The sequence below is a fragment of the Psychrobacter immobilis genome (assembly GCF_904846285.1).
Classification (GTDB): domain Bacteria; phylum Pseudomonadota; class Gammaproteobacteria; order Pseudomonadales; family Moraxellaceae; genus Psychrobacter; species Psychrobacter immobilis_D.
This window is the reverse complement of sequence record NZ_CAJHAD010000014.1, coordinates 44946-68384: the sequence shown is the minus strand read 5'-3', so window position 1 is coordinate 68384 and position 23439 is coordinate 44946. Positions and strand designations below refer to the sequence as shown.

The 23439-nt window shown below is 43.3% G+C and carries 19 protein-coding genes; 6 read left to right on the top strand and 13 right to left on the bottom strand.

Annotated features, from left to right (window positions below; translation table 11 throughout):
- Positions 1-38 precede the first annotated feature (38 nt).
- Positions 39-503, top strand: coding sequence for a hypothetical protein (locus JMX13_RS09410; protein ID WP_201612251.1), 465 nt, complete (start codon positions 39-41; stop codon positions 501-503).
- Between the two features lie 102 nt (positions 504-605).
- Here JMX13_RS09410 and JMX13_RS09405 read toward each other — a convergent pair whose 3' ends face one another.
- From JMX13_RS09405 to JMX13_RS09385, 5 genes are all read right to left on the bottom strand, one after another.
- Entirely contained in the window at positions 606-878 is a 273-nt protein-coding gene (locus JMX13_RS09405) for a hypothetical protein (protein WP_201612250.1), read from the bottom strand.
- 261 nt (positions 879-1139) lie between these two features.
- A complete protein-coding gene (locus tag JMX13_RS09400) occupies positions 1140-2027 on the bottom strand; it encodes an SDR family NAD(P)-dependent oxidoreductase (RefSeq protein ID WP_201612249.1) in 888 nt (295 codons plus the stop codon).
- A 165-nt stretch (positions 2028-2192) separates the two neighbouring features.
- Entirely contained in the window at positions 2193-3230 is a 1038-nt protein-coding gene (gene dusB / locus JMX13_RS09395; protein WP_201612248.1) for a tRNA dihydrouridine synthase DusB, read from the bottom strand.
- A 192-nt stretch (positions 3231-3422) separates the two neighbouring features.
- A complete protein-coding gene (locus tag JMX13_RS09390) occupies positions 3423-5468 on the bottom strand; it encodes a BCCT family transporter (RefSeq protein WP_201612247.1) in 2046 nt (681 codons plus the stop codon).
- Between the two features lie 346 nt (positions 5469-5814).
- Positions 5815-6252 carry an HIT family protein gene (locus JMX13_RS09385; protein WP_201612246.1) on the bottom strand — a complete coding sequence of 146 codons (438 nt, stop codon included), beginning with the start codon at positions 6250-6252 and terminating at the stop codon, positions 5815-5817.
- A gap of 257 nt (positions 6253-6509) precedes the next feature.
- Between JMX13_RS09385 and JMX13_RS09380 the strand changes: the two genes are divergently transcribed.
- The 3 genes from JMX13_RS09380 to JMX13_RS09370 all read left to right on the top strand — a co-directional run bounded on the left by JMX13_RS09380 (position 6510) and on the right by JMX13_RS09370 (position 10888).
- A complete protein-coding gene (locus tag JMX13_RS09380) occupies positions 6510-7319 on the top strand; it encodes a hypothetical protein (protein WP_201612245.1) in 810 nt (269 codons plus the stop codon).
- A 179-nt stretch (positions 7320-7498) separates the two neighbouring features.
- Positions 7499-9409 (top strand): dihydroxy-acid dehydratase, encoded by a 1911-nt coding sequence (gene ilvD, locus JMX13_RS09375; protein ID WP_201612244.1) that lies wholly within the window; start codon positions 7499-7501, stop codon positions 9407-9409.
- 231 nt (positions 9410-9640) lie between these two features.
- A complete protein-coding gene (locus JMX13_RS09370) occupies positions 9641-10888 on the top strand; it encodes a cation:proton antiporter (protein ID WP_201612243.1) in 1248 nt (415 codons plus the stop codon).
- Positions 10889-10916: 28 nt separating this feature from the next.
- On the opposite strand, the gene JMX13_RS09365 is transcribed toward JMX13_RS09370, so the two are convergent.
- From JMX13_RS09365 to JMX13_RS09350, 4 genes are all read right to left on the bottom strand, one after another.
- Entirely contained in the window at positions 10917-12410 is a 1494-nt protein-coding gene (locus JMX13_RS09365; RefSeq protein ID WP_201612242.1) for a serine hydrolase domain-containing protein, read from the bottom strand.
- Positions 12411-12562: 152 nt separating this feature from the next.
- On the bottom strand, positions 12563-13132 hold the full coding sequence (locus JMX13_RS09360) for a beta-lactamase hydrolase domain-containing protein (protein WP_201612241.1): 570 nt from the start codon (positions 13130-13132) through the stop codon (positions 12563-12565).
- Between the two features lie 49 nt (positions 13133-13181).
- Positions 13182-14096, bottom strand: coding sequence for a MaoC family dehydratase (locus JMX13_RS09355; protein ID WP_201612240.1), 915 nt, complete (start codon positions 14094-14096; stop codon positions 13182-13184).
- Positions 14097-14511: 415 nt separating this feature from the next.
- Positions 14512-15912 (bottom strand): 3-oxoacyl-ACP reductase, encoded by a 1401-nt coding sequence (locus JMX13_RS09350; RefSeq protein WP_201612239.1) that lies wholly within the window; start codon positions 15910-15912, stop codon positions 14512-14514.
- A gap of 619 nt (positions 15913-16531) precedes the next feature.
- Here JMX13_RS09350 and JMX13_RS09345 point away from each other — a divergent pair.
- Both JMX13_RS09345 and ppk2 read left to right on the top strand, forming a co-directional pair.
- Positions 16532-18244 carry an acetyl-CoA C-acetyltransferase gene (locus JMX13_RS09345; protein WP_201612238.1) on the top strand — a complete coding sequence of 571 codons (1713 nt, stop codon included), beginning with the start codon at positions 16532-16534 and terminating at the stop codon, positions 18242-18244.
- Between the two features lie 252 nt (positions 18245-18496).
- Positions 18497-19510, top strand: a complete 1014-nt coding sequence (gene ppk2 / locus JMX13_RS09340) for a polyphosphate kinase 2 (RefSeq protein WP_265088408.1) — start codon at positions 18497-18499, stop codon at positions 19508-19510.
- A gap of 144 nt (positions 19511-19654) precedes the next feature.
- Here ppk2 and JMX13_RS09335 read toward each other — a convergent pair whose 3' ends face one another.
- From JMX13_RS09335 to lpxK, 4 genes are all read right to left on the bottom strand, one after another.
- The gene (locus JMX13_RS09335) at positions 19655-20002 is read right to left on the bottom strand and encodes a PilZ domain-containing protein (RefSeq protein ID WP_183617741.1); all 348 of its coding nucleotides are present in this window, start codon (positions 20000-20002) and stop codon (positions 19655-19657) included.
- Positions 20003-20047: 45 nt separating this feature from the next.
- On the bottom strand, positions 20048-21166 hold the full coding sequence (locus JMX13_RS09330) for a DNA polymerase III subunit delta' (RefSeq protein WP_413786314.1): 1119 nt from the start codon (positions 21164-21166) through the stop codon (positions 20048-20050).
- A gap of 191 nt (positions 21167-21357) precedes the next feature.
- The gene (gene kdsB / locus JMX13_RS09325; protein WP_227686280.1) at positions 21358-22152 is read right to left on the bottom strand and encodes a 3-deoxy-manno-octulosonate cytidylyltransferase; all 795 of its coding nucleotides are present in this window, start codon (positions 22150-22152) and stop codon (positions 21358-21360) included.
- A 98-nt stretch (positions 22153-22250) separates the two neighbouring features.
- Complete coding sequence (gene lpxK, locus JMX13_RS09320; RefSeq protein ID WP_201612235.1) at positions 22251-23360, bottom strand: tetraacyldisaccharide 4'-kinase; 1110 nt, start codon at positions 23358-23360, stop codon at positions 22251-22253.
- Positions 23361-23439: the final 79 nt, after the last annotated feature.

Sequence of the window (23439 nt, the reverse complement as noted above, 5' to 3'; positions counted from 1 at the left end):
TCTCACCTACCTAGTATCCCACCCAAATAAGGACTGTCATGTTTGACTCTGATTCAGGCTCAAAGCCCGCTAATAAAAAACTGCCAAAAGCCGTTATGATGATGGTCGAAAAAGGCAATTTGGTGCAGGCGATTAAAACATTGGCCGCCGATGAAAGTATCAGTATGGATGCCGCCAAATCTTGCATAGATGCTTATGAGCTTGCGCTAAAGAACCAGCAGCAGCAAACCCTCACGACTATCGCTAATAAACAAGGTATCCCAAGCCAAGCTTTTAGCTTTGATAGAGAGCAAGTAGAAGAAGAGTCGGAGCGCTTGACGAAGACTCGCGTTAAAACCACGCCAACGGAGCAAGGCTTCCAAAGTCTACAAGATGGCGTTGACAGTCAGCTCAATGATTTGGGTTATAAAAAGCCGTTAATTCCTTATTGGGCAAAGCGGCTATTGGTCATTGCTGTGGTTATGGCAGGGTTATTTTGGATAATGTGGCGTGTGTTTGGCTAGTCTGTTATAAGTGGTTCCATTATAGCAGTCTGTTTTAAGTGGTCTGTTAATAGGTTTAAGGGGTGAAATAACTGGTTCCCTTAGGGTATACCTTAAATTAACTCACAGCTGTAGGAATATTTCGTAGTTAGAACCTAACTCAGACTGTAATCTATCTCTCAAAATACAACCTTCTTCAATGAACTCTTTTTCTTCAGAACTACTTAATAATCCAGAAGCTACAGGATTTTCTTTCAAATATGTAGATTCGTACCTATTTGCCCAGTGACTTAAATCACTCTTTAAGTTTCGGCTTATTTTTAAACCATCTGGATCAATATTGTTTAACTCGTTATCTATGTACCCCCATAATGGAAAACATTCATACTCAGGCATCAGTTTTATCTCCACTTTCAGGTACTCCTATTTATTAGATGTCAGATTGTCTAAACTATGCCAGTAATTTCGTCTTTGTTAAATTTATATATAGCGCTAGCAGTTCGACTCCTGTATAGCGCACTGATCATGTTCCCATAACGGACGTTATGGTAAATAACAATCTGCTACCTTACTAATTTATAGAAGTATAAGTAATTTTAATACATTAAAAAGAGATACCGTAGTATCTCTTTTTTTAAATTCATCAGACATATTATCTTAGTGATGTTCACCCGGTAAAATTCTGGCAAAGGCACGCTGAGCAATATTTGGTTTTTTATCACTCGTCAATCCAGCACGAGTACTTGGGAAAATACGATAACCCATCGATTGAATACCAACGTTGATGGCTGGTGCTAATGAATAAGTCGCCGAGGCAAATTTACCCATGTTGCTAGCGATACTGTTTGGCTTATGGACAATAGCTTTGGCAACCATCATCGCCGCTTCATCAGGCATAAGCGCAGGCATGTAACGATAAAGCTTAGTAGGCTCAATCATCGGCGTACGCACCAAAGGCATAAAGATATTGGTAATCGTGACATTATCGCCTTTTACTTCAGCGGCTAAGCAGCGGCTAAAAGCATCCAATGCCGATTTTGAGGCGACATAAGCGGCAAAGCGCGGGCTGTTTGCCAGCACACCAATGGATGAGATATTAACGATCTGACCAGTTTGACGTTCAATCATCGTCGGTAAAAACCCAAGAACTATTTTAACGGCGCCAAAGTAATTAATATCCATGGTACGTTCAAAATCATGGAAGCGATCTATAGACTCGTGCACCGAGCGGCGAATTGAGCGACCAGCGTTATTGACCAACACATCTACATGACCAAAATCTGCTAAAATTTGCGTACTAACTGTTTCAATATCATCCATATTGGTCAAATCGCAAGGGTAATAAGTGGCATTGCCACCAAGCTCCTCGATAGTGTCTTTAACGGCTTTTAATTTGTCTTCGGTACGTGCCAACAAGATAACATGAGCGCCACATTCACTGAGCAAATAGGCCGTACGCTCACCAATACCACTTGATGCCCCTGTGATAATAATATGCTTATCTTTGACCGCTTTGCTGATTGCTTTTTTTGTGGGATTGGCCATAAAAAATCCTTTTTGTAAATAATATATCCATTAATGTTCGCCTAAAGCATAGCAAATATAATTGGAATAAAGTTAATAAATAGGCAACAAAGTACATTTAATTGGATAACTATTAGCAATTAAGCGTTTATTAATAGCTTTAATGCTTAGAATGGGCGTTTATTGCTATTCGTGAGCATAAAAAAAATCTTCGACCACGCGAAACTGCCCAGCGGTACTCTCTTCACCATACATGGCTTGGCGAAAAGCGTTGGAATTAGGAATGCCGGTCGTATACCACGCAATGTGCTTGCGAGCAATTCGGCAGCCTGAGTATTCGCCATAAAACTCATATAACTCTTGCAAATGCGCCAGTACAATCTCTTTTATCTCGCTCACGCTTGGTGCAGCTAGGCTCTCGCCTGTACGCAAAAAATGTTCGATATCGCGAAATATCCAAGGCTGCCCTTGCGCGGCCCGACCTATCATCACCGCGTCACAACCGGTTAGCTCATAGACGCGTTGCGCTTTTTGCGCGCTATCGATATCGCCATTGGCAATCACTGGAATACTGATGCTTTCTTTGACCTCACGTATCAGCTCGTAACGCGCCTCGCCGGTATACATGTCCTCACGCGTACGCCCGTGAATGGCAATCGCGGCAATACCCGCCTGCTCTGCACGCTTGGCGACGCGCAAAATATTCTCACGCCCATTCTCATAGCCCAAGCGCGTTTTTAACGTCACAGGCGCATCGACTGCACCCGCCGCCGCATCTAGCAAGCGCGCGACCAAATCTTCATCTTGCAGTAATGCAGAGCCCGCCAATCTACGGCAAACCTTTTTCGCAGGACAGCCCATATTTATATCAATAATCTGTGCACCATTATCTATCTGATAACGTGCCGCTTGCGCCAATTTATCCGGTTCCGCGCCGGCTATTTGCGCAGAAATAGGCGCAATCTCGTTATCAAAATTGGCACGGTAAAGTGATTTTTTGCGCGCATAAAGTGCCGTATCCGCGATAATCATCTCACTGACTGCATGACCAGCACCAAACGATTTACACAATCTTCGAAATGGATTATCCGTCACGCCAGCCATCGGGGCGACCATCAAACGGTTTTCAATAGTCAAACCGCCAATGACTAAGGGCTGCAATAAAGGATGGTCATTAGCAGTTTGTGCTGATGATTGATTAGACACTGGATTATTTATAGACATAGAAAAACGGCTTGATTCATAGTGAAAACAAGTCGTTATTCTAAGGGTTCTTAACTTTATTGCAAGTGATTGAGACAATCATTTACTGCGTAAAGTTTGATTGGCAAAATACCTGTTTATCAAACACATCACTTATCAAAGACACTACTTATCAAAGACACTACTTATCAAAGACACTACTTATCAAAGACACTACTTATCAAAGACACTGCCACGCTCCAAGGTAATATCATTATCATGTACTTGCATACGCCACGGCAAAATATCAGGCGATATATTAATAAAGTGCAAATATTTCTCAAACTGATCAATGATATCGTTAATCACCGACTCTGGCTGATAGCCATATAAGTCATAGGTTTGCCCGCCACGGCGCAGATAAACTTCCGCCCGATAATGATGCTCTTGCGGCAGTTTATTCGCCATATCTTCCGTATAATAATCAGGCGCTTCATGCTCTGATAAGCGCACCTCGTACCAGAATTCGACGTTATCGCCGCCCCTTAGCTCAAATACCACGCGATCATTGACTTCGTCATAATTTACTTCAGGTAACCAACCCGTTTCGGCAAACTTCTCTGCAACTTCATTCATCGACGATAAAATCGTACCTTTAATATAATTTAGTACTTTTTCACGCGTTGGCTGCTGGGTCATATAATCAATACGGTCACGCCATGCATCTAGTTTCAACAGATGCGGCGGCAAATGATTATCATTGGCCAAGCTTTGATTGCGATGACCTTCGATACGCAGCGCGCGCCACATCCCGTACATCGCAATCAAAATAATAATAGTAAAGGGTAATGCACTGACAATGGCTGCTGTTTGCAACGCTTGTAACCCGCCTGCAAGCAGAAGTACAGAGGCAACAACGCCAAGTATCAATACCCAAAACGTGCGCTGCCACGCGGGTGTGTCACTACGCCCGCCTGCTGCTAACGAGTCAATCACGAGCGAGCCTGAGTCAGACGAGGTGATAAAAAAGGTAATAATAAGCACGACGGCAAGTACAGAGACCACTTGGGTAAAAGGTAAATTCTCAAGCAATTTAAACAACGCAATTGCTTGGTTGTTCTGCACTTCGGTAATAAGCGAATCATAGCCTTGAATCATAATCATATGCAATGCTGTATCACCAAATACCGCAAACCAAAAGAACGTAAAGATGGTAGGCACTAGCATAACGCCAACGATAAACTCGCGAATGGTACGACCACGGCTGATTTTGGCAATAAATATACCGACAAAAGGCGACCAAGAAATGGTCCAAGCAAAAATAAATAGTGTCCAACTGGTAATCCAGTCGCTTTGCTGATACGCCTGTAAACTAAAGGTACGCTCGACAATATTACCCAAATAACTACCAGTATTTTCCATAAAGGCGTTTAGAATAAATATCGTCGGTCCTACCGCAAATACAAACAGCATCAGCGCCGTTGCCAGTATCATATTTAAGATAGATAAGCGTTTAACCCCTTTATCCATCCCAGCCAGCACCGATATCAAAGCCAGCCCCGTAATCAAGACAATTGCAATCACTTGGACGGTTGTATTGACTGGGATGCTTGGTACTAGGTAATTCAAACCGGTATTTATCTGCGACACTGAAATACCAAGACTGGTGGCCAAACCAAATAAAGTACCCAAAATGGCAAATACATCAACCGCATGGCCAATAGGACCATAAATCTTATCGCCTATTATAGGATATAAGGTTGAGCGCATCGACAATGGCAGACCATGACGGAAAGCAAAATAGGCCAGCGTCAAGGCTACTACGCCATTGATTGCCCAAATATGAAAACCCCAATGGAAGTAAGCAATCTGCATGGCTTCTTTTGCTGCAGCCACGGTTTGTGGCTCTGATAGCGGCGGCGTGGCAAAATGCGTGACCGGCTCAGCTACCCCATAAAACAGCAAAGCAATCCCGTACCCTGCTGAAAACAACATCGCAAACCATTCAATAAAATTATACTGCGCCTCACCATGGTCAGGTCCTAGTTTGATAGAACCATAGGGTGAGAACGCCAACACCACAATAAACATCAAAAATAACGCGGTTGCTAACATATAAAACCAGCCGAATGTGGCCGTGGTAAAGCTCAGCACTTCACCGAATAGATTACTGGCCGCTGTTGGATTCACAGAAGCGCCTATGACCAATAAAATCATAACGATAGCTGTCGGTATGAATACCGGCATCAAAATAGTGGAGCGAAATTTTTTATGCTTCATAGTCTGATTCTTATACTATTGTTTCTGTGCGGATTATTTTGTTGGTATCGTTTTTAATACTAAGTTTTGTGGAATCGGACAAAATGCATTTTCTATCAGAAATCCATCTATAAGCAGCTCATATAACAATATTTCGTTTAACCTTAATACATTTAAAAGTGCAAATAAGTATAATTGCTAAGACGAAAACAACTTTTAGCATAATTTTTCCTTAATTCCCAAAGCAACCTAGCACTCGTAACACTATTTTAACGTTTGTTACATGACTATTACTAAGCAATAAAAAAGGCAACTTGTTAGCTGCCTTTTTATCAATGCTCTCATTATTAATAGTTAACTTAGAAAACTAAGCATTAATAACCTCGGCCAACTGTTTTGCCATTTCAGCAAGCTCACCATGATCTGCTTGCGTGACGGCATGACGACCAAGCTCATGGATACTCGATGGAATCAGGTGCACGTGGTAATGAAAGACAGTTTGACCTGCTTGCGAGCCATTTAACTGCATTTGAATAATGCCTTCACGCTCGAATACTTGACGCTGCGCTTGCATGACTTTTTTGGCAGTCATCAATACAGCGGCGGCATACTCTGGCTCCAAATCTACTAAATCAACCGCTTTCTGCTTAGGAATCACTAATACATGACCCTTTGCTTGCGGCATGATATCCATAAAGGCCAGTGTTTTATCGTCCTCGAAAACCTTATGATAAGGAATATCACCGTTAAGCATTTTTGCAAAAATGTTGCTAGCGTCGTATTTAGTTTGGTTATCTTGACTCATTATTTCATTCCTTAATCGTTTATTAGTAATTAGTTATCATCAATTGGTTATCAATATTAAACGGTAAATAGCTCAGCAAATATAGTGGACGAAATATAAGCTGAGTACAAGTGGCTGTTAAATTAACATTCCAATTCAAATTCAAATTGCAGTCTCAGTTCAACCATAAAGCAATCTACACGTGACACAATTAATTTATTGGCGAGCCGTGCGCTTAAAATGTTATATTAACCTTCTATTCCAATCACCCTACGTTTATGGATTTGACCGCCTTGCCAACCCAATCAGCAGATAATAACACCACTTATTCACAACCCGTTTATTCAGAATCCTACGCTACAACGTTGCCGTCTGGTTCTATAGCGGATGCAACAGAGCAAGTTGGCTTTGAAGATCAGGTAGCAGATACTGCTGCGCAAAATTGGACGCAAACCTTTGACCCAAATGCCATTATTTTAGCTGAGGCATTGACCGATAAGGCTATCAGCTGGCGTATTCATAATTGCAAAATCAGCAAAAAAATCATTACGCAAGATATGCCGCTGCCCTTTTTATATCATTACGACAGTTTAGATGACAGTATTAAACAGACTTATCCATTAACACCGTCATTACTTGCGCAATTTAATACTCCGATGACGGCTGATGAGGCTGCCGCACTGATAGGTATCGATAAAGCGCTGATAACCAGCCCTTGGCATGTCAAAGTCATTGGCTCATTGGTAGTGTTCAGTGAAGCGCTGCAATTGGCTGTACGTCTGCATTGGACCAATACGGGCAAAGACACCCAGCAAATCTATACCAAAAATGAAGCGGATGCGCTTACTGCCGCCTTTAAAGAGTGGCAGTTTTTTGGTCGTATTGACGTCCTTTATAAAAACGCCAAACCTGCGTTAATCAGTATTGACGAGCAAGCTGAAAATAATGAGCAAATACTGACTATTGATGCCAGCTCTGACTATCAGTTCTTGCCAGCGACTCACGCCTTGGTCGTTATCGCTAAACTTGAAGCCGATAAAGCCGACTTACCTTGGTTTGAGACCGCTATCTTAGAACGTATTGCCTAAATATTGACCCTCAAGTCTTTATCATTATCGGTTAATTATTTTCAGTTATCCATATCTAATGGTATGGTAACGCCTTAGTATTATTCACTAGTACTCACATTGCATAAAAAGCACACTATCAGTATGACAGCGGATGCTGCACACGTTCATAAATCTCGCTCATTTGTAAGGAATATCACATGGATTATCGCTCAAAAACTTCTACTGGCGGTCGTAATATGGCAGGTGCTCGTGCCCTATGGCGCGCAACCGGCATGACTGATGGCGACTTTGGCAAACCAATTATTGCGATTGCCAACTCCTTTACGCAGTTTGTACCGGGTCATGTGCATCTAAAAGACTTGGGGCAAATGGTGGCGCGTGAGATTGAAAAAGCGGGCGGCGTGGCAAAAGAGTTTAATACCATTGCGGTCGATGACGGTATTGCCATGGGTCATAGCGGCATGTTGTATTCATTACCGAGTCGTGACCTGATTGCAGATTCGGTTGAATATATGGTCAATGCGCATTGCGCCGATGCCCTAGTGTGTATTTCTAACTGCGATAAAATCACCCCTGGTATGCTAATGGCCGCAATGCGCCTTAATATTCCCGTGGTATTTATTTCAGGCGGCCCGATGGAAGCAGGTAAAGTGATTGCCAGCACCGTAGCTCATAGCCACAATAACGATGGCGGTAGCGACGTCCATACCACTGACAGTAAAGGCAATGCGATTCGTAAGCTTGATTTGGTCGATGCGATGATGGATGCCGCTGATGACAGCATCAGTGATGAAGACGTCTTAGCTATTGAAAGCTCAGCGTGTCCGACTTGTGGTTCGTGCTCTGGTATGTTTACTGCTAACTCTATGAATTGCTTGACTGAAGCCCTAGGTTTGGCATTACCCGGTAACGGTTCACTACTAGCAACGCACTCGCTACGTCGTGAGTTGTTCTTAGAAGCGGGTCGTACGATTGTGTCGTTGGCCAAGCGCCGCTATGAGCAAGATGATGATTCGGTATTGCCACGTTCAATCGCTACTAAAGCGGCCTTTGAAAATGCCATGACTCTAGATATCGCTATGGGCGGCTCGACCAATACTATTTTGCATCTGCTTGCTGCTGCTAATGAAGCCGAGGTCGACTTTAAAATGCATGATATCGACCGTCTAAGTCGCGGTGTGCCTTGTCTGGCAAAAGTCGCTCCCGCTTCACAAAAATACCATATGGAAGATGTGCATCGTGCTGGTGGTGTCTTTGCGCTATTGGCCGAGCTTGATCGTGCGGGTTTGCTGCACACAGATTTACCAACCATTCATAGTGCCACGATGAAAGAAGCCATCGATAAATGGGACATCATGAATCCTGATAATCTTGAAGCACGTGCACGATTTATCGCCGCTCCTGGTGGCGTACGTACTACTGAGGCGTTCTCGCAGTCTAAAGAATGGCCGAACCTTGACGTCAACCGTGAGTCAGGCTGTATCCGTAGTGCCCAGCATGCCTATTCAACCGATGGCGGCTTAGCGGTACTATACGGCAATATCGCAGAACGTGGCTGCGTGGTCAAAACCGCTGGTGTTGATGACAGCATTTTAGTCTTCACTGGACGCGCGCGTATTTTTGAGTCGCAAGATGATGCTGTAGCTGCTGTATTGGCTGACAATATCGTCGCTGGTGATGTGGTCATCATTCGCTATGAGGGTCCAAAGGGTGGCCCTGGCATGCAAGAAATGCTCTATCCAACTACTTACCTAAAGTCAAAAGGCTTGGGTAAAGAGTGTGCGCTATTAACTGATGGTCGTTTCTCTGGTGGTACTTCAGGCTTGTCTATTGGTCATGCCAGCCCAGAAGCTGCTGAAGGCGGTGCTATCGGTCTAGTTGAAGAAGGCGATACTATCCATATTGATATCCCAAATCGCACTATCAATATGCAAGTCAGTGATGCAGATTTGGTAGCACGTCGCGAAGCCATGGAAGCACGTGGTCGCGATGCTTGGAAACCAGTTAACCGTGAGCGTCACGTTTCTCCTGCTCTACGAGCTTATGCGGCTATGACGACCAGTGCCGATACTGGTGCTGTCCGTGATGTTAGCCAAGTTGAGCGTTAAGCCAAAAACTTTGCTTATAAGTCTGTAAAAGTAGATTCCTAAAGCAATAATCTTATGGAATTATCCAAAGCCTGCGCTATGCAGGCTTTTTTTCACCAAAAAACAACGTAGCCGCCATTCTGATAACGTTTTTTTGCGGTATTAAAAAGCATTTATCTCCATTATTAAAGGCTAATAAACACCACCTAATATCAAACCTCTAAACCCAATAAAACAGCGTGTAGCAAACTTATGATTGAAAACTACAATGTATTCTTATTGGTCTGCGGCATCGCCTTTTTATTTGGGGCGCTGTTTCCTATTATCTTTAAACGCACGCCCATCTCATTACCCATGTTGCAAGTGAGTTTTGGTTTACTGATGGGTTATTGGTGGACGAGTTTATCTTTTTTAAACCCGATGGATAATGGTCTTATTATCGAAAAACTGACCGAGATTGTTGTATTAGTGTCGCTAGTTGGTGCAGGTATCAAGATTGACACTGAGCTGTCATGGCGATTATGGCGACCGACCGTCCGATTACTGCTTATTACCATGCCGATTGGTATTTTTGCAATGGCCGTCTTAGGATATTATGCTTTTGGTTTGACGTTAGGCGCTGCCATCTTGCTCGGTGCTGTACTTGCCCCTACAGACCCTGTACTGGCCTCTAGCATTCAGGTTGGTCCGCCTAACACTGGCGGCGAAGATGCACCGCGCTTTACTCTAACCTCAGAAGCGGGGTTGAATGATGGTCTCGCATTTCCTTTTGTTTATCTTGCGATTAAGATAGCGGAAGCTTATAACGAAGGACAACAGTTCACGGGTGAGATGCTGTGGTCTTGGTTTACCCATGATGTACTGTGGAAAATTGGCGCAGGCTTGGTGGTTGGCATTGTGGTTGGTAAAGTTTTGGCAAAGCTGGTCTTTTCAAAATACAGTCACAACACCACTATTTCTCAAGGATATGTGGTGATTGCCATCACATTGCTCGCCTATGGACTGGCAGAATACGTGCATAGCTATGGGTTTATTGCGGTGTTTGTCGCCGCCTTTGCCTTTCGGCGCTCAGAGCGTGAACACAGCTATCATCATAAGTTGCACGATTTTGCTGAACAATCAGAAGGTTTGCTGATGTCCTTAGTGCTTGTTATCTTTGGCATGTTCTTAGGTCAAGGCTTGCAAGCTGGAGTTGAGCTGACGTGGCGCGTCTATATCGTCAGCTTTACCTTTTTATTAATGATTCGTCCTATTGGCGGCTTTATAGCTTTATCAGGATTGAATCTTCCACGTACCGAAAAATACGCTATTTCTGCCCTCGGTATTCGCGGTATTGGCACCTTATATTATTTATCTTATGCGCTCAATCAAGGATTTTTTAATAATGAAGATGCCCTTAAACTTTGGATAGTGTGCTCCATTGTGATTTTAACCTCAATCTTTATCCATGGTTTAAGTGCGACAAGGCTGCTTAAAATGACGCCTAATAAGTCGCACTAGTATCAATTGCTCATGATGCTAATCAAACTTATCTGTCAGCATCCACCAAATCCAATACCGCTTCCGTTAGCGCAAACTGACGGATGTCATTGAGCATCGTTACATCAAAGTTATGGATAAAGGCAAATGACAGTTGCCGCGCAGGATCACACCAAGCAACCGAGCCGTTATAGCCCATATGACCAAAGCCTTGCGCCCTATCATTGCTACCTTCGCTGTCACAAAGACTAAACCTGCGATGATAGCCCAAACGCCAATTCATTTTTGCAGGCATCACTGCATCCATTCCGATAAATTGCGGGGTTGATAGCTCATTGAATGTTTTCTCATCAATCAGTGTCTGCCCCCGCCATTTACCACCATTAGCCAGCATGGCATAAATAGTCGCTAATGCTTGCGCTGAGGCCACGCCATTGGCAGCAGGAATAATGGCTTGTAACGTCCGTTTATCATAATAATCAATAGGCTGTTTATTGGCTAATATAAGGGCGGATTTATAGTTTTTTAGATTGAGCTGACTATTATTAAAGTATAAGCGATTAATTTTTGCCGTATCTAGACTTGGTAGCTCATCTAACTTTGTGCTTTCGTTTGTGCTGCCATTTGTGCTTTTTTGATTGGTTAGCGCTTTTTTTTGCCAACAAACATAGCTTGGTAGACTGGTATAAGTGTGCAAGGTGTTGGCAGAGTCTGCCCTTAATACTGGCTTGCTGCGGCGAGGATGCGGTTGCGATTTTTTTGGGCTGCCTTGTTGACTGCTTTCTTGGTTTGTTGCTAAATCGCCTTCTTGCTCTGCTATCTGCTCTGCTGTCTCAAAATACTTAACCAGATGCGCAACATCGTTTACCTTGTTTTCTGGTATACCAAAATAACAGCTATCTGCAATCCCTAGAGGCTCGGTCAAATAATTGCGCAGTGCCTCAGCTAACGACATATCGGTAACGGCTGTTATCACGCCACCCAAGACCCAACCATAAACCAATGCACTATAAGCGCTATCATATAAATCGCTCTCTTCTGGCGACGTTATCGGCATGGCGGCAACTTTCTCTAGCATCATATTCCAATCGAGCACAGCTTCATGATCGACATCGATACTCTGAATCGAAAACAAATTGGCCTGATGCGACATCACGCTACGTAAAGTAATCTGCTCTTTTCCCTGCGCGGCAAAAGCTGGCCAGTACTCAGCAATCGGTCGGTCATAATTGAGTAATTGCTGCGACACCAATACGTGTACCAAAGTCGCTAATATACCCTTACCCGTGGAAAAATTAAGCGATAAAGTATCAGCACCCCATGATAAATCCGCGCGTGCCATTCCCACACTGGCTTGGGCAATGCATTGTCCCTCCTGATAAACCACCAATGCGCCGCCAGCTGGGGCATCATCAAGCTGTAAGTCCGTTAGCAGTTGTTGTAATCGTTGTTGAAGTTCAGGGTTAATAGATGCAATTGATTGATTCAGTTCACTTGCTTGATGGACGTTATTATTATTTGCTTGCGCATTATTTTTTATCATTATTTACTCGTTTTATTTTTAATCTGAGTTATAAAAAACCGTTCGTACACTTAAAAACCACATGCTGATAAAATTTACTCAATAAAAAGGCAACCGATTGGTCGCCTTTTTGTTGAGTCATACTCATCAGTGTAAATTAAATCGACGATAGCTTAACGCGGCACTAATAAACGATTATGAACCTCTTCTTCAAGCTTCGTCAAACCATGACTACGCCCGCGCTCCAAAGCGGTATCCATTTTACGCCCACGTAGCCAGCCGGCACGCAGCGCGATTGCCGCACCTGCCCGATTACCAGAGCCACAATGCATGACGATTTTTTTGCCATGATGCTGACGTAGGATATTATCAAATGCCAATATCTTTAGCTGTTTTAAATCATTCGCACCGCTAATAGGTAGCTGCTCGTAAGCCATGCCAGCGCCCTCGACCGCCGCTCGTTCATCAAAACTTAGCTCGTCATCAGGTTGCAGGTTAAGCACCAACTCAACGCCAGCGGCCGCCAAAGCAGCTACTTTTGCTTCATCGAGGGCACCGCAGACAATGGTATTTTCATCAGGACGAAAATAAGGCTCAAAGATACTTGCTAAATTGATACCGTTATCTATAGCACTTGCAGCATTTTGTTCGTTAACATCGCTTTGCTCATTGGCAGCGCTTTGGTCTATCACAGCTGAACTATCAGGCTCAGCTGCGCTTATCGCATTTTCATGTAAAGTCATAATTAGTGATGTGTTCGTGAAATATGAATGTTAAAAAATATGGCCTATACTACTTATTATCAGCTTGCAATGTAATCACACCTGCAAGATGCGGCTTATAATTCTTAGCGCTATATAAGCCAAACTCACAGCTGTCTTCTGCGTTTTTGAGCTGCGCAACTGGTTCTGCAATCAGCTCTACTTCAGCTGGTAAGAAGATAGGCAGCTTAAATGATACCTCAACCGTATAAGCATCTGGTAGCTCATCCATCAAAGCCAAACATTTAGCCTTTGACCACATACCATGAGCAATGGCTTTAGGGAAACCAAACGCGCGTGCTGAGAGCGGATGTAAATGGATTAGGTTAAAGTCACCTGAAACAAACGCATAACGACGACCGATATCTTCTGGCACTTCAAAGATACTATGTACACCATCTTCATTGACTGTAGGTTTAACCGTTACTGGGCGCGGCGTGCTTTTTTTATCTTTGCTGCTGGATTTTTTGCCGCGTGATAAATAAGTAGACGTCCCTTCCCAAATAACTTCATCGTTTGATTTCACCGTGGTGACAAAATCAAACTGCTGACCTTGAACATGGTCGCGCAAGTTATCAAACTTCACTGCCATGGCAACCGTTTCACGCTCACCGATAGGACGGTACTGAGTCACGCTATTATCCACGTGTACCAGACCTAGCATGGCAAATGGGAACGGCTCTTTGACCATCATATTCATCTGCAACGTCTGTGATAAGACCGAAAAATACGTCGCAGGCACTTTGCCATTATCAGCGAAACCACAAATCTTACGGTAGTCATCAAGATTGTTTTGATCGATGTGCAAGTCATCTACGTAATAGGTCGCTTGTGGTAATTGATCGCGACTGATTTTACCGCTATTACCAATAGGCAATAAACTTTTGACGATATTAGCATAAGTGGTATGCGCTTTTGGCAACGCATCATAATGTTTGTCTGACATAATAAATCCTAAGTGGGGCTTGAGCAAATTTTCTGGCTAGATGTAAAATGCGATGCATTCGTTTATTAGTAAGTGCTTTGACTGATACTTACTTTGATTAATATAGGTTTTGATTAAAAGGTAATTTCGCCCAACAAAGAGGGTCACTCCCTTTACCCAATACAGCTATTTATCATTATAGTAATAACCCACCACCAACGTGAAAAACCATCTAACAAACCGGGCAAGTTATTATTACTGTGTTTTTATCATAAAAAAGCCACCCTAGGGCAGCTTTATTACAATTTATCAGCAATTTTTTCGTAAGCATATGTGAGGTAAATCTAAAACCTTACTGATTATCATATACTTAGTGCAGGCTTAATTGAGATAATCATCTATTTTATTAACTACAATTTTGCCTGCAGTATATCTACTAAGCACCCAATAAGCTTTGACCACAAACACGTACAATGTTGCCATTTAGACCACCAGATGCTGGTGAAGCAAACCATGCAATGGTTTCAGCCACGTCTACTGGCAAGCCGCCTTGGCTCATTGAGTTCATACGGCGACCGGCTTCACGAATGGCAAATGGAATCGCTTCTGTCATTTGGGTTTCGATAAATCCTGGGGCGACAGCGTTAATCGTCATACCTTTCGCATTGTCTTCTAATTGTTTAGCGGTCGCATTGACTAAACCAATGACACCAGCTTTAGAAGTCGCATAGTTACTTTGACCTAAGTTACCAGCGATACCTGAGATTGATGAGACGCAAACAATACGCGCATTTTCTTTTAGCACATCATTATCAAGCAAGTAGCGGTTTAGCTTGGCAATACTGCCCAAGTTAATATTGATGACCATATCCCATTTTTGCTCATCCATATTGGCGAGCGTTTTGTCACGCGTGATACCAGCATTATGAATCACTGAATCTAGACCACCACGTTTTTGCGCGGCTTCGGCAATTTCTTTGCCCGCATCTTCACTAGTTATGTCGACGGTTAAAACCGAACCACTGATTTCGCTCGCAACTTTTTGTAAGTCAGCTTGCTGCTGTGGTACATCAAGACAAATAACATGAGCGCCCTCGCGTGCCAAGACACGGGCAATTGCTTCACCAATACCGCGACTTGCGCCTGTAACCAGCATGGTTTTGCCGCCCAAAGGCTGTGCCCAATCAACGTCAACGTTATCGCCGTTGCTAACACGTACCACTTGTCCTGAGACATAGGCTGAACGTGCTGAAGTGAAAAAGCGTAATGTTGAATCTAGGTTTTTCTCAGCGCCTTCGGCAACATAAATAAGCTGGGCCGTGATACCACGCTTAAACTCTTTGCCGACCGACTTCACAAAGCCTTCAAGCGCGCGCTGAGCCAATGCTGCTTCAATATCCGTGAGGTCTTCTGGTGGACGACCGATGACAATAACGCGACCTGATTTCTCTACGCGGCGCGCAACGGCATGAAAAAATTCATACACTTGCTTTAGCTCATCTGCGTTACTGATATTACTGGCATCAAATAATAAAACTTTAAATTTATCATCGCCGCCTGTATTGGCCTTGGCTTTAACGCCAGCATCAGACAGCGCATCTTTCACATTATCACTGCTATTTACAAACACGTCAGCGTGTAATTCTGACAAGATACGAGATACTGACTCGCTGATCGCTGTATTGTCACCATTAGCGCGACCAACCAATACGCTACCACGTACCGCAGGCTGACCACTATCAAAACGATCTAAATCTACTGGCATAGGTAAGCCTAAGTTTTTTGCTACTTTTTTACCAATAGAAGACTGAACAAAATCACCATAACGGTCTGACATAATATAATCCTATAATTAACGAGTAAAATAAAAATGGGCGGGCAGATAATAGTAAACAAAAATACGATGCGCCTATTATAAAGACTCACCCGCATTAGCATTGATAAAAATTATTATTATTTAGTAAGTGGGCTTAAAACTGCATCAACTATACACTTTCATGCAAAACAAGTCCAAAAGCCACTAATGTCTATAACAATCTGTAGACAAGCCAGTATACAAGATGGCAACTTTTTCTAGCGTTCAAAACGCCCAACTTATGCTAAAATCTAACGTATAAGTTATGGCAAACGCATTTATAGATAACAATATATTATCAAACAGCCTGTTATGCAATGCAAATAATCAATACTAGCCAGTCCAATTGCCTGCTGTTGACTGGCGTGAAACGTTATTAACCCTTGCGATAGCTTAAAATTAGCGTCACATCCTTTGCTAAAGACATACAGTAAGGTGCTAAAAAACGCCTTATTATGAGCCACTGCATTTTAGATAATAGCTGTATTTATTTTCCTGAAACGTTTTACGCTCCTTTATTAAGAACTGTTTACTGTGTTTTTCTTTTAATTATTATGTTTTTACCTTTTTACTTCTACCCATACTTTTTAAGGATAATATTATGAGTAATAAAAACAATCACCCTGATAGCCCTGTTGTTGAAAGCACTGTTGTAAAGGCTAGCGATACAAAAAATACCGAAATTGCTGCGAAAGAGTCAGCGACTAAAGATGCTAAGCAGCCAAACGTGTTTGATACAGTAGCAAATTCAAAAGCGACTGAGTCGAAAAAAGCGGACACTAAAAACGCTGACAGCAAAGCCAATGACACTAAAGCTAATGAAACAAAAGCCAGCGATACCAAAGCTGCTGATGTAAAAACTGACAGCTCTAAGAAAGACAGCTCTAAAAAAGACAGTGCTACCAAAGACAATAAAAGTACCGCTGCTAAAGACGACAACAAAGCGAAAGAAGCTGATAAAAAAGCAGACACGGCTAGCGCTAACAAAACCAACACTACTGCTAAAAAAGCCAGCCCAACCAAGCTTAGCTCAGGGCAACATCGCGTGGCTATCTTAGGTGGCAACCGTATTCCTTTTGCTCGCTCAAACGGTACATACGCAGATGTCAGCAACACCGACATGCTAACCGCAGCGTTAGATGGTTTGGTTGAACGCTTTAACTTACAAGATAAAAAAGTCGGTGAAGTCGTTGCTGGTGCGGTTATGAAGCTTAGCCGTGATATCAACTTAACTCGTGAAGCGACATTAAGTACAGCATTGAACCCACATACCCCAACCTATGATATCTCACAAGCTTGTGGTACTGGCTTACAAGCAACGTTTGCTGCTGCCAATAAAATTGCTCTTGGTATTATCGATTCGGCCATTACTGGCGGTGTTGATACGACTTCTGACGCGCCTATCGCAGTTGGCGATGGCTTACGTAAAGTGTTGATTAAATTGGGCGCTGCTAAAGACAACAAACAACGTCTAAAAGCGCTAATGGGTCTAAATCCAAAAGACTTACTTGATACCCCGCAAAATGGCGAGCCACGTACTGGTTTATCAATGGGCGACCATCAAGCGATTACCACACTTGAGTGGAACATCAGTCGTGAAGCACAAGATGAGCTTGCTTTTACTAGCCATCAAAACCTAGCGCGCGCTTATGATGAAGGTTTCTTTGATGACCTAATTACCCCGTATAAAGGTCTGACGCGCGACAATAACTTGCGCCCAGATACTACTTTAGAGAAATTAGCTAAATTAAAGCCTGTATTTGGCAAAAAGAACGCCAACCCAACCATGACAGCGGCTAACTCTACACCGCTAACGGATGGTGCTTCTTGTGTACTATTAGGTACTGAGGAGTGGGCTGCAGCAAATGGTCTTAAGCCATTGGCTTATATCGTTCATCAAGAAACCGCTGCTGTTGACTTCATCGGTAAATCTGGCGATAAAGAAGGCTTATTGATGGCGCCAGCTTATGCAGTACCGCGTATGCTTGAGCGTGCTGGTCTGACCTTGCAAGACTTTGACTTTTATGAGATTCATGAAGCGTTTGCTTCGCAAGTACTATCAACCCTTGCGGCTTGGGAAGATGAGAATTTCTGTTCAGAGCGTCTAGGTCTTGATGCGCCATTAGGTTCTATCGATCGTAGCAAGCTAAACGTTAATGGTTCATCACTTGCCGCCGGTCACCCATTTGCTGCAACCGGTGGTCGTATCCTAGCCACTGCTGCAAAACTGTTAGACCAAAAAGGTTCAGGTCGCGCGCTTATCTCTATCTGCGCCGCTGGTGGTCAAGGTGTAACTTGCATCTTAGAGAAATAATTACTCTAAGATGTCCTTAGACAGTCAATAACATTAAGCTTTTAAAACACCCTTTAATCAATAGATTAAAGGGTGTTTTTTTGTCTAAATAAAAGTGTTATAAAACGAATGCAACAAGCAAACACTGCTCACTCATAGCTGCATCATTAGATATGTTAAAATAGCTGTATAAAGGGCATTCATATAAAAATTTGTCATATAAAAATTTGTCATATAAAGAGCTGTCATAAAAATAGGTATTAGGAGCTTACTATGAGCAAGGATCCCTCGTCGATTGATCAGCAAACCTTAACCACGACCAAGCGGCGTGAGCTATCAGCGCTTGAACAAGGCAGCTTCATTACCCGAATGGATAAAGAGGTGTTTGGCGATGAGCTGCGCCGAAAAATGCATCAAGACTTGATAGATAGCTATGATGAAGAGCTTGAAAATGAGATAGACGATTACGTGCGCGACTTTCGTTTTGATGGGCGCGAGATGAGTGAGCAAGAAAAGCTTGATCGCCGTACCTATTTTCAAGAGTTATTGCGACTGCAACGAGAGCTTATTAAGCTGCAAGATTGGGTGGTTGAATATGGTGAGCGTATTGTCGTGATATTTGAAGGGCGTGATTCTGCTGGTAAAGGCGGCGCTATTAAGCGTATTACTCAGCGCTTAAACCCACGTGTCTGCCGAGTGGCAGCCCTACCGGCTCCAACAGAACGTGAACAATCGCAATGGTATTTCCAGCGCTATGTGGCGCATCTACCTGCTGCTGGTGAAATTGTCTTATTTGATCGCAGCTGGTATAACCGTGTGGGCGTCGAGCGCGTCATGGGATTTTGTACCGATGCCCAGTACGAAGAGTTTTTCCAATCGGTACCTGAATTTGAGCGCATGCTGGTACGTTCAGGTATTCGCTTGGTCAAGTATTGGTTTTCGATTACCGATGATGAGCAACATTCACGTTTTATGAGCCGGATTCATGATCCACTTAAACAGTGGAAACTGTCGGCGATGGATTTGCAATCACGCCGCCGCTGGGAGGATTATACCAAGGCCAAAGAAACCATGTTTGAGCGCACGCATATTCCTGAAGCGCCGTGGTGGGTGGTCGAAGGCAATAATAAAAAACGCGCACGGCTAAACTGTATTGCCCATTTACTTGAGCAAATCCCTTATCAAGAAGTACCGCGTGATGAGGTCGAGCTGCCTGAACGCAAGCGCGATGACGAATACTACCGCGAGCCGATTCCTGATGATATGTATGTGCCACCACGTTATTAAATAAACAAATTTATGCACGTATTATTTAATAAAATATGACGCATGAAAAAGCAGCCTTATATATTTATAAGGCTGCTTTTTTTATATTATTTCGCTAGTATTTATAATAATCATAACGAATACGATTGCTGCTCTGTAGGAACACTACATGGTATAAGTCGACTGTAAACTATCAATCTTACCGGCCAATAAACGCTCGACCTCATTTTTAATTCTTAGCCCAGCGATATCTGTACCTATCTGCACCGCAAAACCTGCTGGACGACCGCTTTGGCTTTTAGAGTTAATCCAAACCACCTTACCATTCATAGGCAAGCGTTCGCTAGAATTGGGCAAAGTCACGGCAATAAAAACCTCATCGCCCAGTTTTTGTATTCTATCAGACGGCACAAACAACGCGCCATTGGTCACAAAGGATAAATAGCTTGCGTATAACGTTTCCATATCTTCAATATGACAGGTTAAAATCCCGCCACGTCCTGGCATTGCCATAGTCAGCTTCCTTTATGAGTGAGGTTTACTTTATTTTAATTTAATTTATAAATACGCCAATTCTTGCATCAGCTTATCATAAGCGAATTTTTCTTGCACATTTTGTTGTAGGGCGATTTTTGTCTGTTGCAGACTGTTTATAAACGCCTCAAAGCTACTTTCAGCAGGTTTATAATTGCTTAAAGAGGCGGATAAATCAACGTCCTTTTGCAGCGCATCGAGACCCAAACATACGCGGCGCATATCGACCAGCATTAGCTCCGACAGTTGAATAAACTCGCTTATACTCAGCTGGGTTTGCCAATAATCGCTTGCTGCAATGCTACTGCGTTTACCGCTACGTAACGCTTGCCACGTTGTCAGCCATAGCGCGCGCTTACCATACCAAGGCGCTTGTGCAAGGGCCACCGCTGCTAAAGGTGCGCCATTTGCCAATTGTATGAGCTGCTCAATAGCAGCCGTACTGACCGCCTCACCGTTAACCGTACTGCCTAAAGCCTTAGTAACATAATTAACTGAAACGGCAGAGTCAATAGTCTGTAATGCTAGCTGCTGGACGCGGCTCTTAATGGTTGGCAGTAACTGCGCCGGAGTATCACTGATTAAGAATAAATGCACTTGCGCTTGCGGCTCTTCCAAGGTTTTAAGCAGCGCATTAGCAGCAGCAATAGTCATTTGCTCTGCATAATCTAGCACGCAAATACGCATTCCCTGCCCGCCTTGATAAATAAAAGGCTGCAAGGCACGAATATCATCGACCTTTATTTTTAACGCAGCGTTACTAGCAGCTTTGGCAGATTTTTTGTCTTTGGCGGTGCTAGTTGCTGCTTCTTTAGCATGAGCATTATCGGCGCTGACTGGCATACTAATCATTGGTAAGACTTGTAAGCTTGGATGCGTCCCTGATCTAAGCCATTGACAGCTCTCGCAAACCCCGCAAGCGCCGAGTGGATGGCTATCGCGCTCACGGCATAACAACCATGCCACCAATCGCCAGACAAAAGCACGCTTACCCATCCCTTGCATACCAGCAGCTAACAGCGCATGAGGCAAAGATTGCTGCGGCGCCAACACACGCTGCGTCAGCTGTGACCATAACTCATTTTGCCACGGTAGTAACGGTGCAAAATAGATATTATCGCTCAAAGGCACTGTGCTGGTCATTTCAGTTATCTCCCTCATGGTCATCGCTCAATGCTTTTAATGCGTTCACTACCTTTAACACGCTCAACACCTTTAATAATTTCAATACGTTCAATCTGTTGATACGCTTAAAACCTTTAAAGACCAAATAAACCAATTATTTTAATCAAAAATATTGGTTTTTTTACTTAGGCTATTATTAATTATCTATATCAGCAGTTTTGAAAATCCACTAAGCTCATGGCATTGAGACGATCCAAATCTTCTTGGTTATCGACGCCTGCTGGTAGATGACAGGCTGCTGGAGCAATAGCAATATGGCCACCGTTTTCTAATACCCGCAATTGCTCTAGGCTTTCCAGTGTTTCGAGTGGCGTTTGCGGCCAGTGTACAAACTGCTGTAGTAAGCTGACGCGGTAGGCGTATAACCCTAAGTGGCGATAAGCAGTTTTTGGTGGTTGTCGCTGTGTATCTATGTCATTTGCCAAAACCACATCACGATCAAAAGGGATTGGCGCACGACTAAAATACAGCGCGCGCTGTAAATCGTTAGACGTCTGACTGACGACTTTAACGACCGATGGACGCATAAATGTCTCATAATCTTCGATAGGTTCACATAAAGTCGCCATCACGCTATCTGCATCTTGCACCAACAATGCTTTGACTTGCTCTAATAATAACGCCGGTACCAAGGGTTCATCACCTTGCATATTGACCACGATATCATGCTCAGCCCAGCCTTTAATAGCCGCAACCTCAGCCAAACGGTCAGTTCCTGACGCATGCGTGCTACTCGTCATCACCACATCAAAGCCTGCCTCTATACAAACTTTGGCAATTGCTTCATCATCCGTCGCAATACACATATCATCCGCAAAATCAGCCAACTTCGCCTTTTCAGCCACCCAAAGTATCATCGGCTTACCATGGATAGTTAATAATGGCTTGCCGGGCAGACGGGTACTTTTAAAGCGTGCAGGAATAACAATATGAGTTTTGGCCAGCGTTACTTCAGTTGTTGCTGCTGTTGGTATAGTTTCATCTGAGGCTAAGACTGACGACATGATTTATTCCTATAAAAATTATCTAATCTTTTAGACTTCTAGCCATTATTGATATCAATATTTAAAGCTTTTAATTGCTGCTGTAAGCTCTCATAACAACTGTCCGATAACACCGCAGTCACTGGCAATACCCATAACCTGTTAGCAAGCTCTTGATACTCCTCGCTAAGTGGTTGGCGGCTAGTCGTATCTATTAGCAACGCCTTGATTTTAACCGCGTCTTTACTGGTCACAATAATAGGCTGCTCGGTATACTGTAAAAGCTCATCTAAGCTAAAATCATAATGATCCGGATAAGGATGACCAATGACATCGAAACCGAGTGATGCTAAAGTATCAAAAAAACGCTGTGGATAGCCGATACCGCTTACCGCATGTATCCGACTGTTTGGCATAGGTAACATAGGCACTTTTGCTGTGACAATTAAATCATCTATCTCAACAGCAGAAGACCACAAAAGCTGTAACTTATCAGCTTGTAGATGCATGGTTAAACGCTTAGATTGAGCTTGATTATTATCCATGGTCGTCCTATCGGCTTTTTCATGGTAAACCACATTTGCGCCTTTTAAGCGTGACATGGGCTCACGTAAAAAACCGGTTGGTAGCAGCTGTTGACTGCCAAAGCCGCGCGATGCATCAATTACAATCCATTCGATATCACGTTGCAGCGCATAATGCTGCAAGCCATCATCAGCAATAATCAGTTGTAAATCGGGATAAGCCTCTAGTAAAGTCGTAATCGCTTGCTTACGATTGGGGCATACTGCCATAGCAGCGCCTGTCATATTGACGATTAAAGAGGGCTCATCACCTACGATGCTCGGTAAACTGCCTGTATGAACCAAAGCTGGCATCTGACTGCTATCACCGCCATAACCGCGACTGATGATACCTACCTTTATGCCTTGCTTTTGCAAGCGAGTAACCAATTCAATAATTAACGGCGTCTTACCGCTGCCACCTACCGTAATATTACCAATAACCATTACCGGAATAGGCGGACGATAACTTGCAAACAGACCTATTTTATAAGCCTGACGGCGTAGTAACGTGACGAATCCATACAACCAACTAACAGGCAGCAGTAGCCAGAGCCAAGCGGCCTGACGTTGCCATGCACGCGTCATTGTGGTTTCAATACTCATGATGGTGTGACATTTATCCTATTTATTCAGCGATTTTTATTCTAAGAAAACTATGAATGAGCGCTTATTCAACACGTTT

Excerpts from the sequence above, each read along its gene's own strand:
- JMX13_RS09410 (WP_201612251.1), top strand. The coding sequence starts at position 39 with ATGTTTGACTCTGATTCAGGCTCAAAGCCCGCTAATAAAAAACTGCCA.
- JMX13_RS09405 (WP_201612250.1), bottom strand. The coding sequence starts at position 878 with ATGCCTGAGTATGAATGTTTTCCATTATGGGGGTACATAGATAACGAG.
- JMX13_RS09400 (WP_201612249.1), bottom strand. The coding sequence starts at position 2,027 with ATGGCCAATCCCACAAAAAAAGCAATCAGCAAAGCGGTCAAAGATAAG.
- dusB (WP_201612248.1), bottom strand. The coding sequence starts at position 3,230 with ATGTCTATAAATAATCCAGTGTCTAATCAATCATCAGCACAAACTGCT.
- JMX13_RS09390 (WP_201612247.1), bottom strand. The coding sequence starts at position 5,468 with ATGAAGCATAAAAAATTTCGCTCCACTATTTTGATGCCGGTATTCATA.
- JMX13_RS09385 (WP_201612246.1), bottom strand. The coding sequence starts at position 6,252 with ATGAGTCAAGATAACCAAACTAAATACGACGCTAGCAACATTTTTGCA.
- JMX13_RS09380 (WP_201612245.1), top strand. The coding sequence starts at position 6,510 with ATGGATTTGACCGCCTTGCCAACCCAATCAGCAGATAATAACACCACT.
- ilvD (WP_201612244.1), top strand. The coding sequence starts at position 7,499 with ATGGATTATCGCTCAAAAACTTCTACTGGCGGTCGTAATATGGCAGGT.
- JMX13_RS09370 (WP_201612243.1), top strand. The coding sequence starts at position 9,641 with ATGATTGAAAACTACAATGTATTCTTATTGGTCTGCGGCATCGCCTTT.
- JMX13_RS09365 (WP_201612242.1), bottom strand. The coding sequence starts at position 12,410 with ATGATAAAAAATAATGCGCAAGCAAATAATAATAACGTCCATCAAGCA.
- JMX13_RS09360 (WP_201612241.1), bottom strand. The coding sequence starts at position 13,132 with ATGACTTTACATGAAAATGCGATAAGCGCAGCTGAGCCTGATAGTTCA.
- JMX13_RS09355 (WP_201612240.1), bottom strand. The coding sequence starts at position 14,096 with ATGTCAGACAAACATTATGATGCGTTGCCAAAAGCGCATACCACTTAT.
- JMX13_RS09350 (WP_201612239.1), bottom strand. The coding sequence starts at position 15,912 with ATGTCAGACCGTTATGGTGATTTTGTTCAGTCTTCTATTGGTAAAAAA.
- JMX13_RS09345 (WP_201612238.1), top strand. The coding sequence starts at position 16,532 with ATGAGTAATAAAAACAATCACCCTGATAGCCCTGTTGTTGAAAGCACT.
- ppk2 (WP_265088408.1), top strand. The coding sequence starts at position 18,497 with ATGAGCAAGGATCCCTCGTCGATTGATCAGCAAACCTTAACCACGACC.
- JMX13_RS09335 (WP_183617741.1), bottom strand. The coding sequence starts at position 20,002 with ATGGCAATGCCAGGACGTGGCGGGATTTTAACCTGTCATATTGAAGAT.
- JMX13_RS09330 (WP_413786314.1), bottom strand. The coding sequence starts at position 21,166 with ATGACCAGCACAGTGCCTTTGAGCGATAATATCTATTTTGCACCGTTA.
- lpxK (WP_201612235.1), bottom strand. The coding sequence starts at position 23,360 with ATGAGTATTGAAACCACAATGACGCGTGCATGGCAACGTCAGGCCGCT.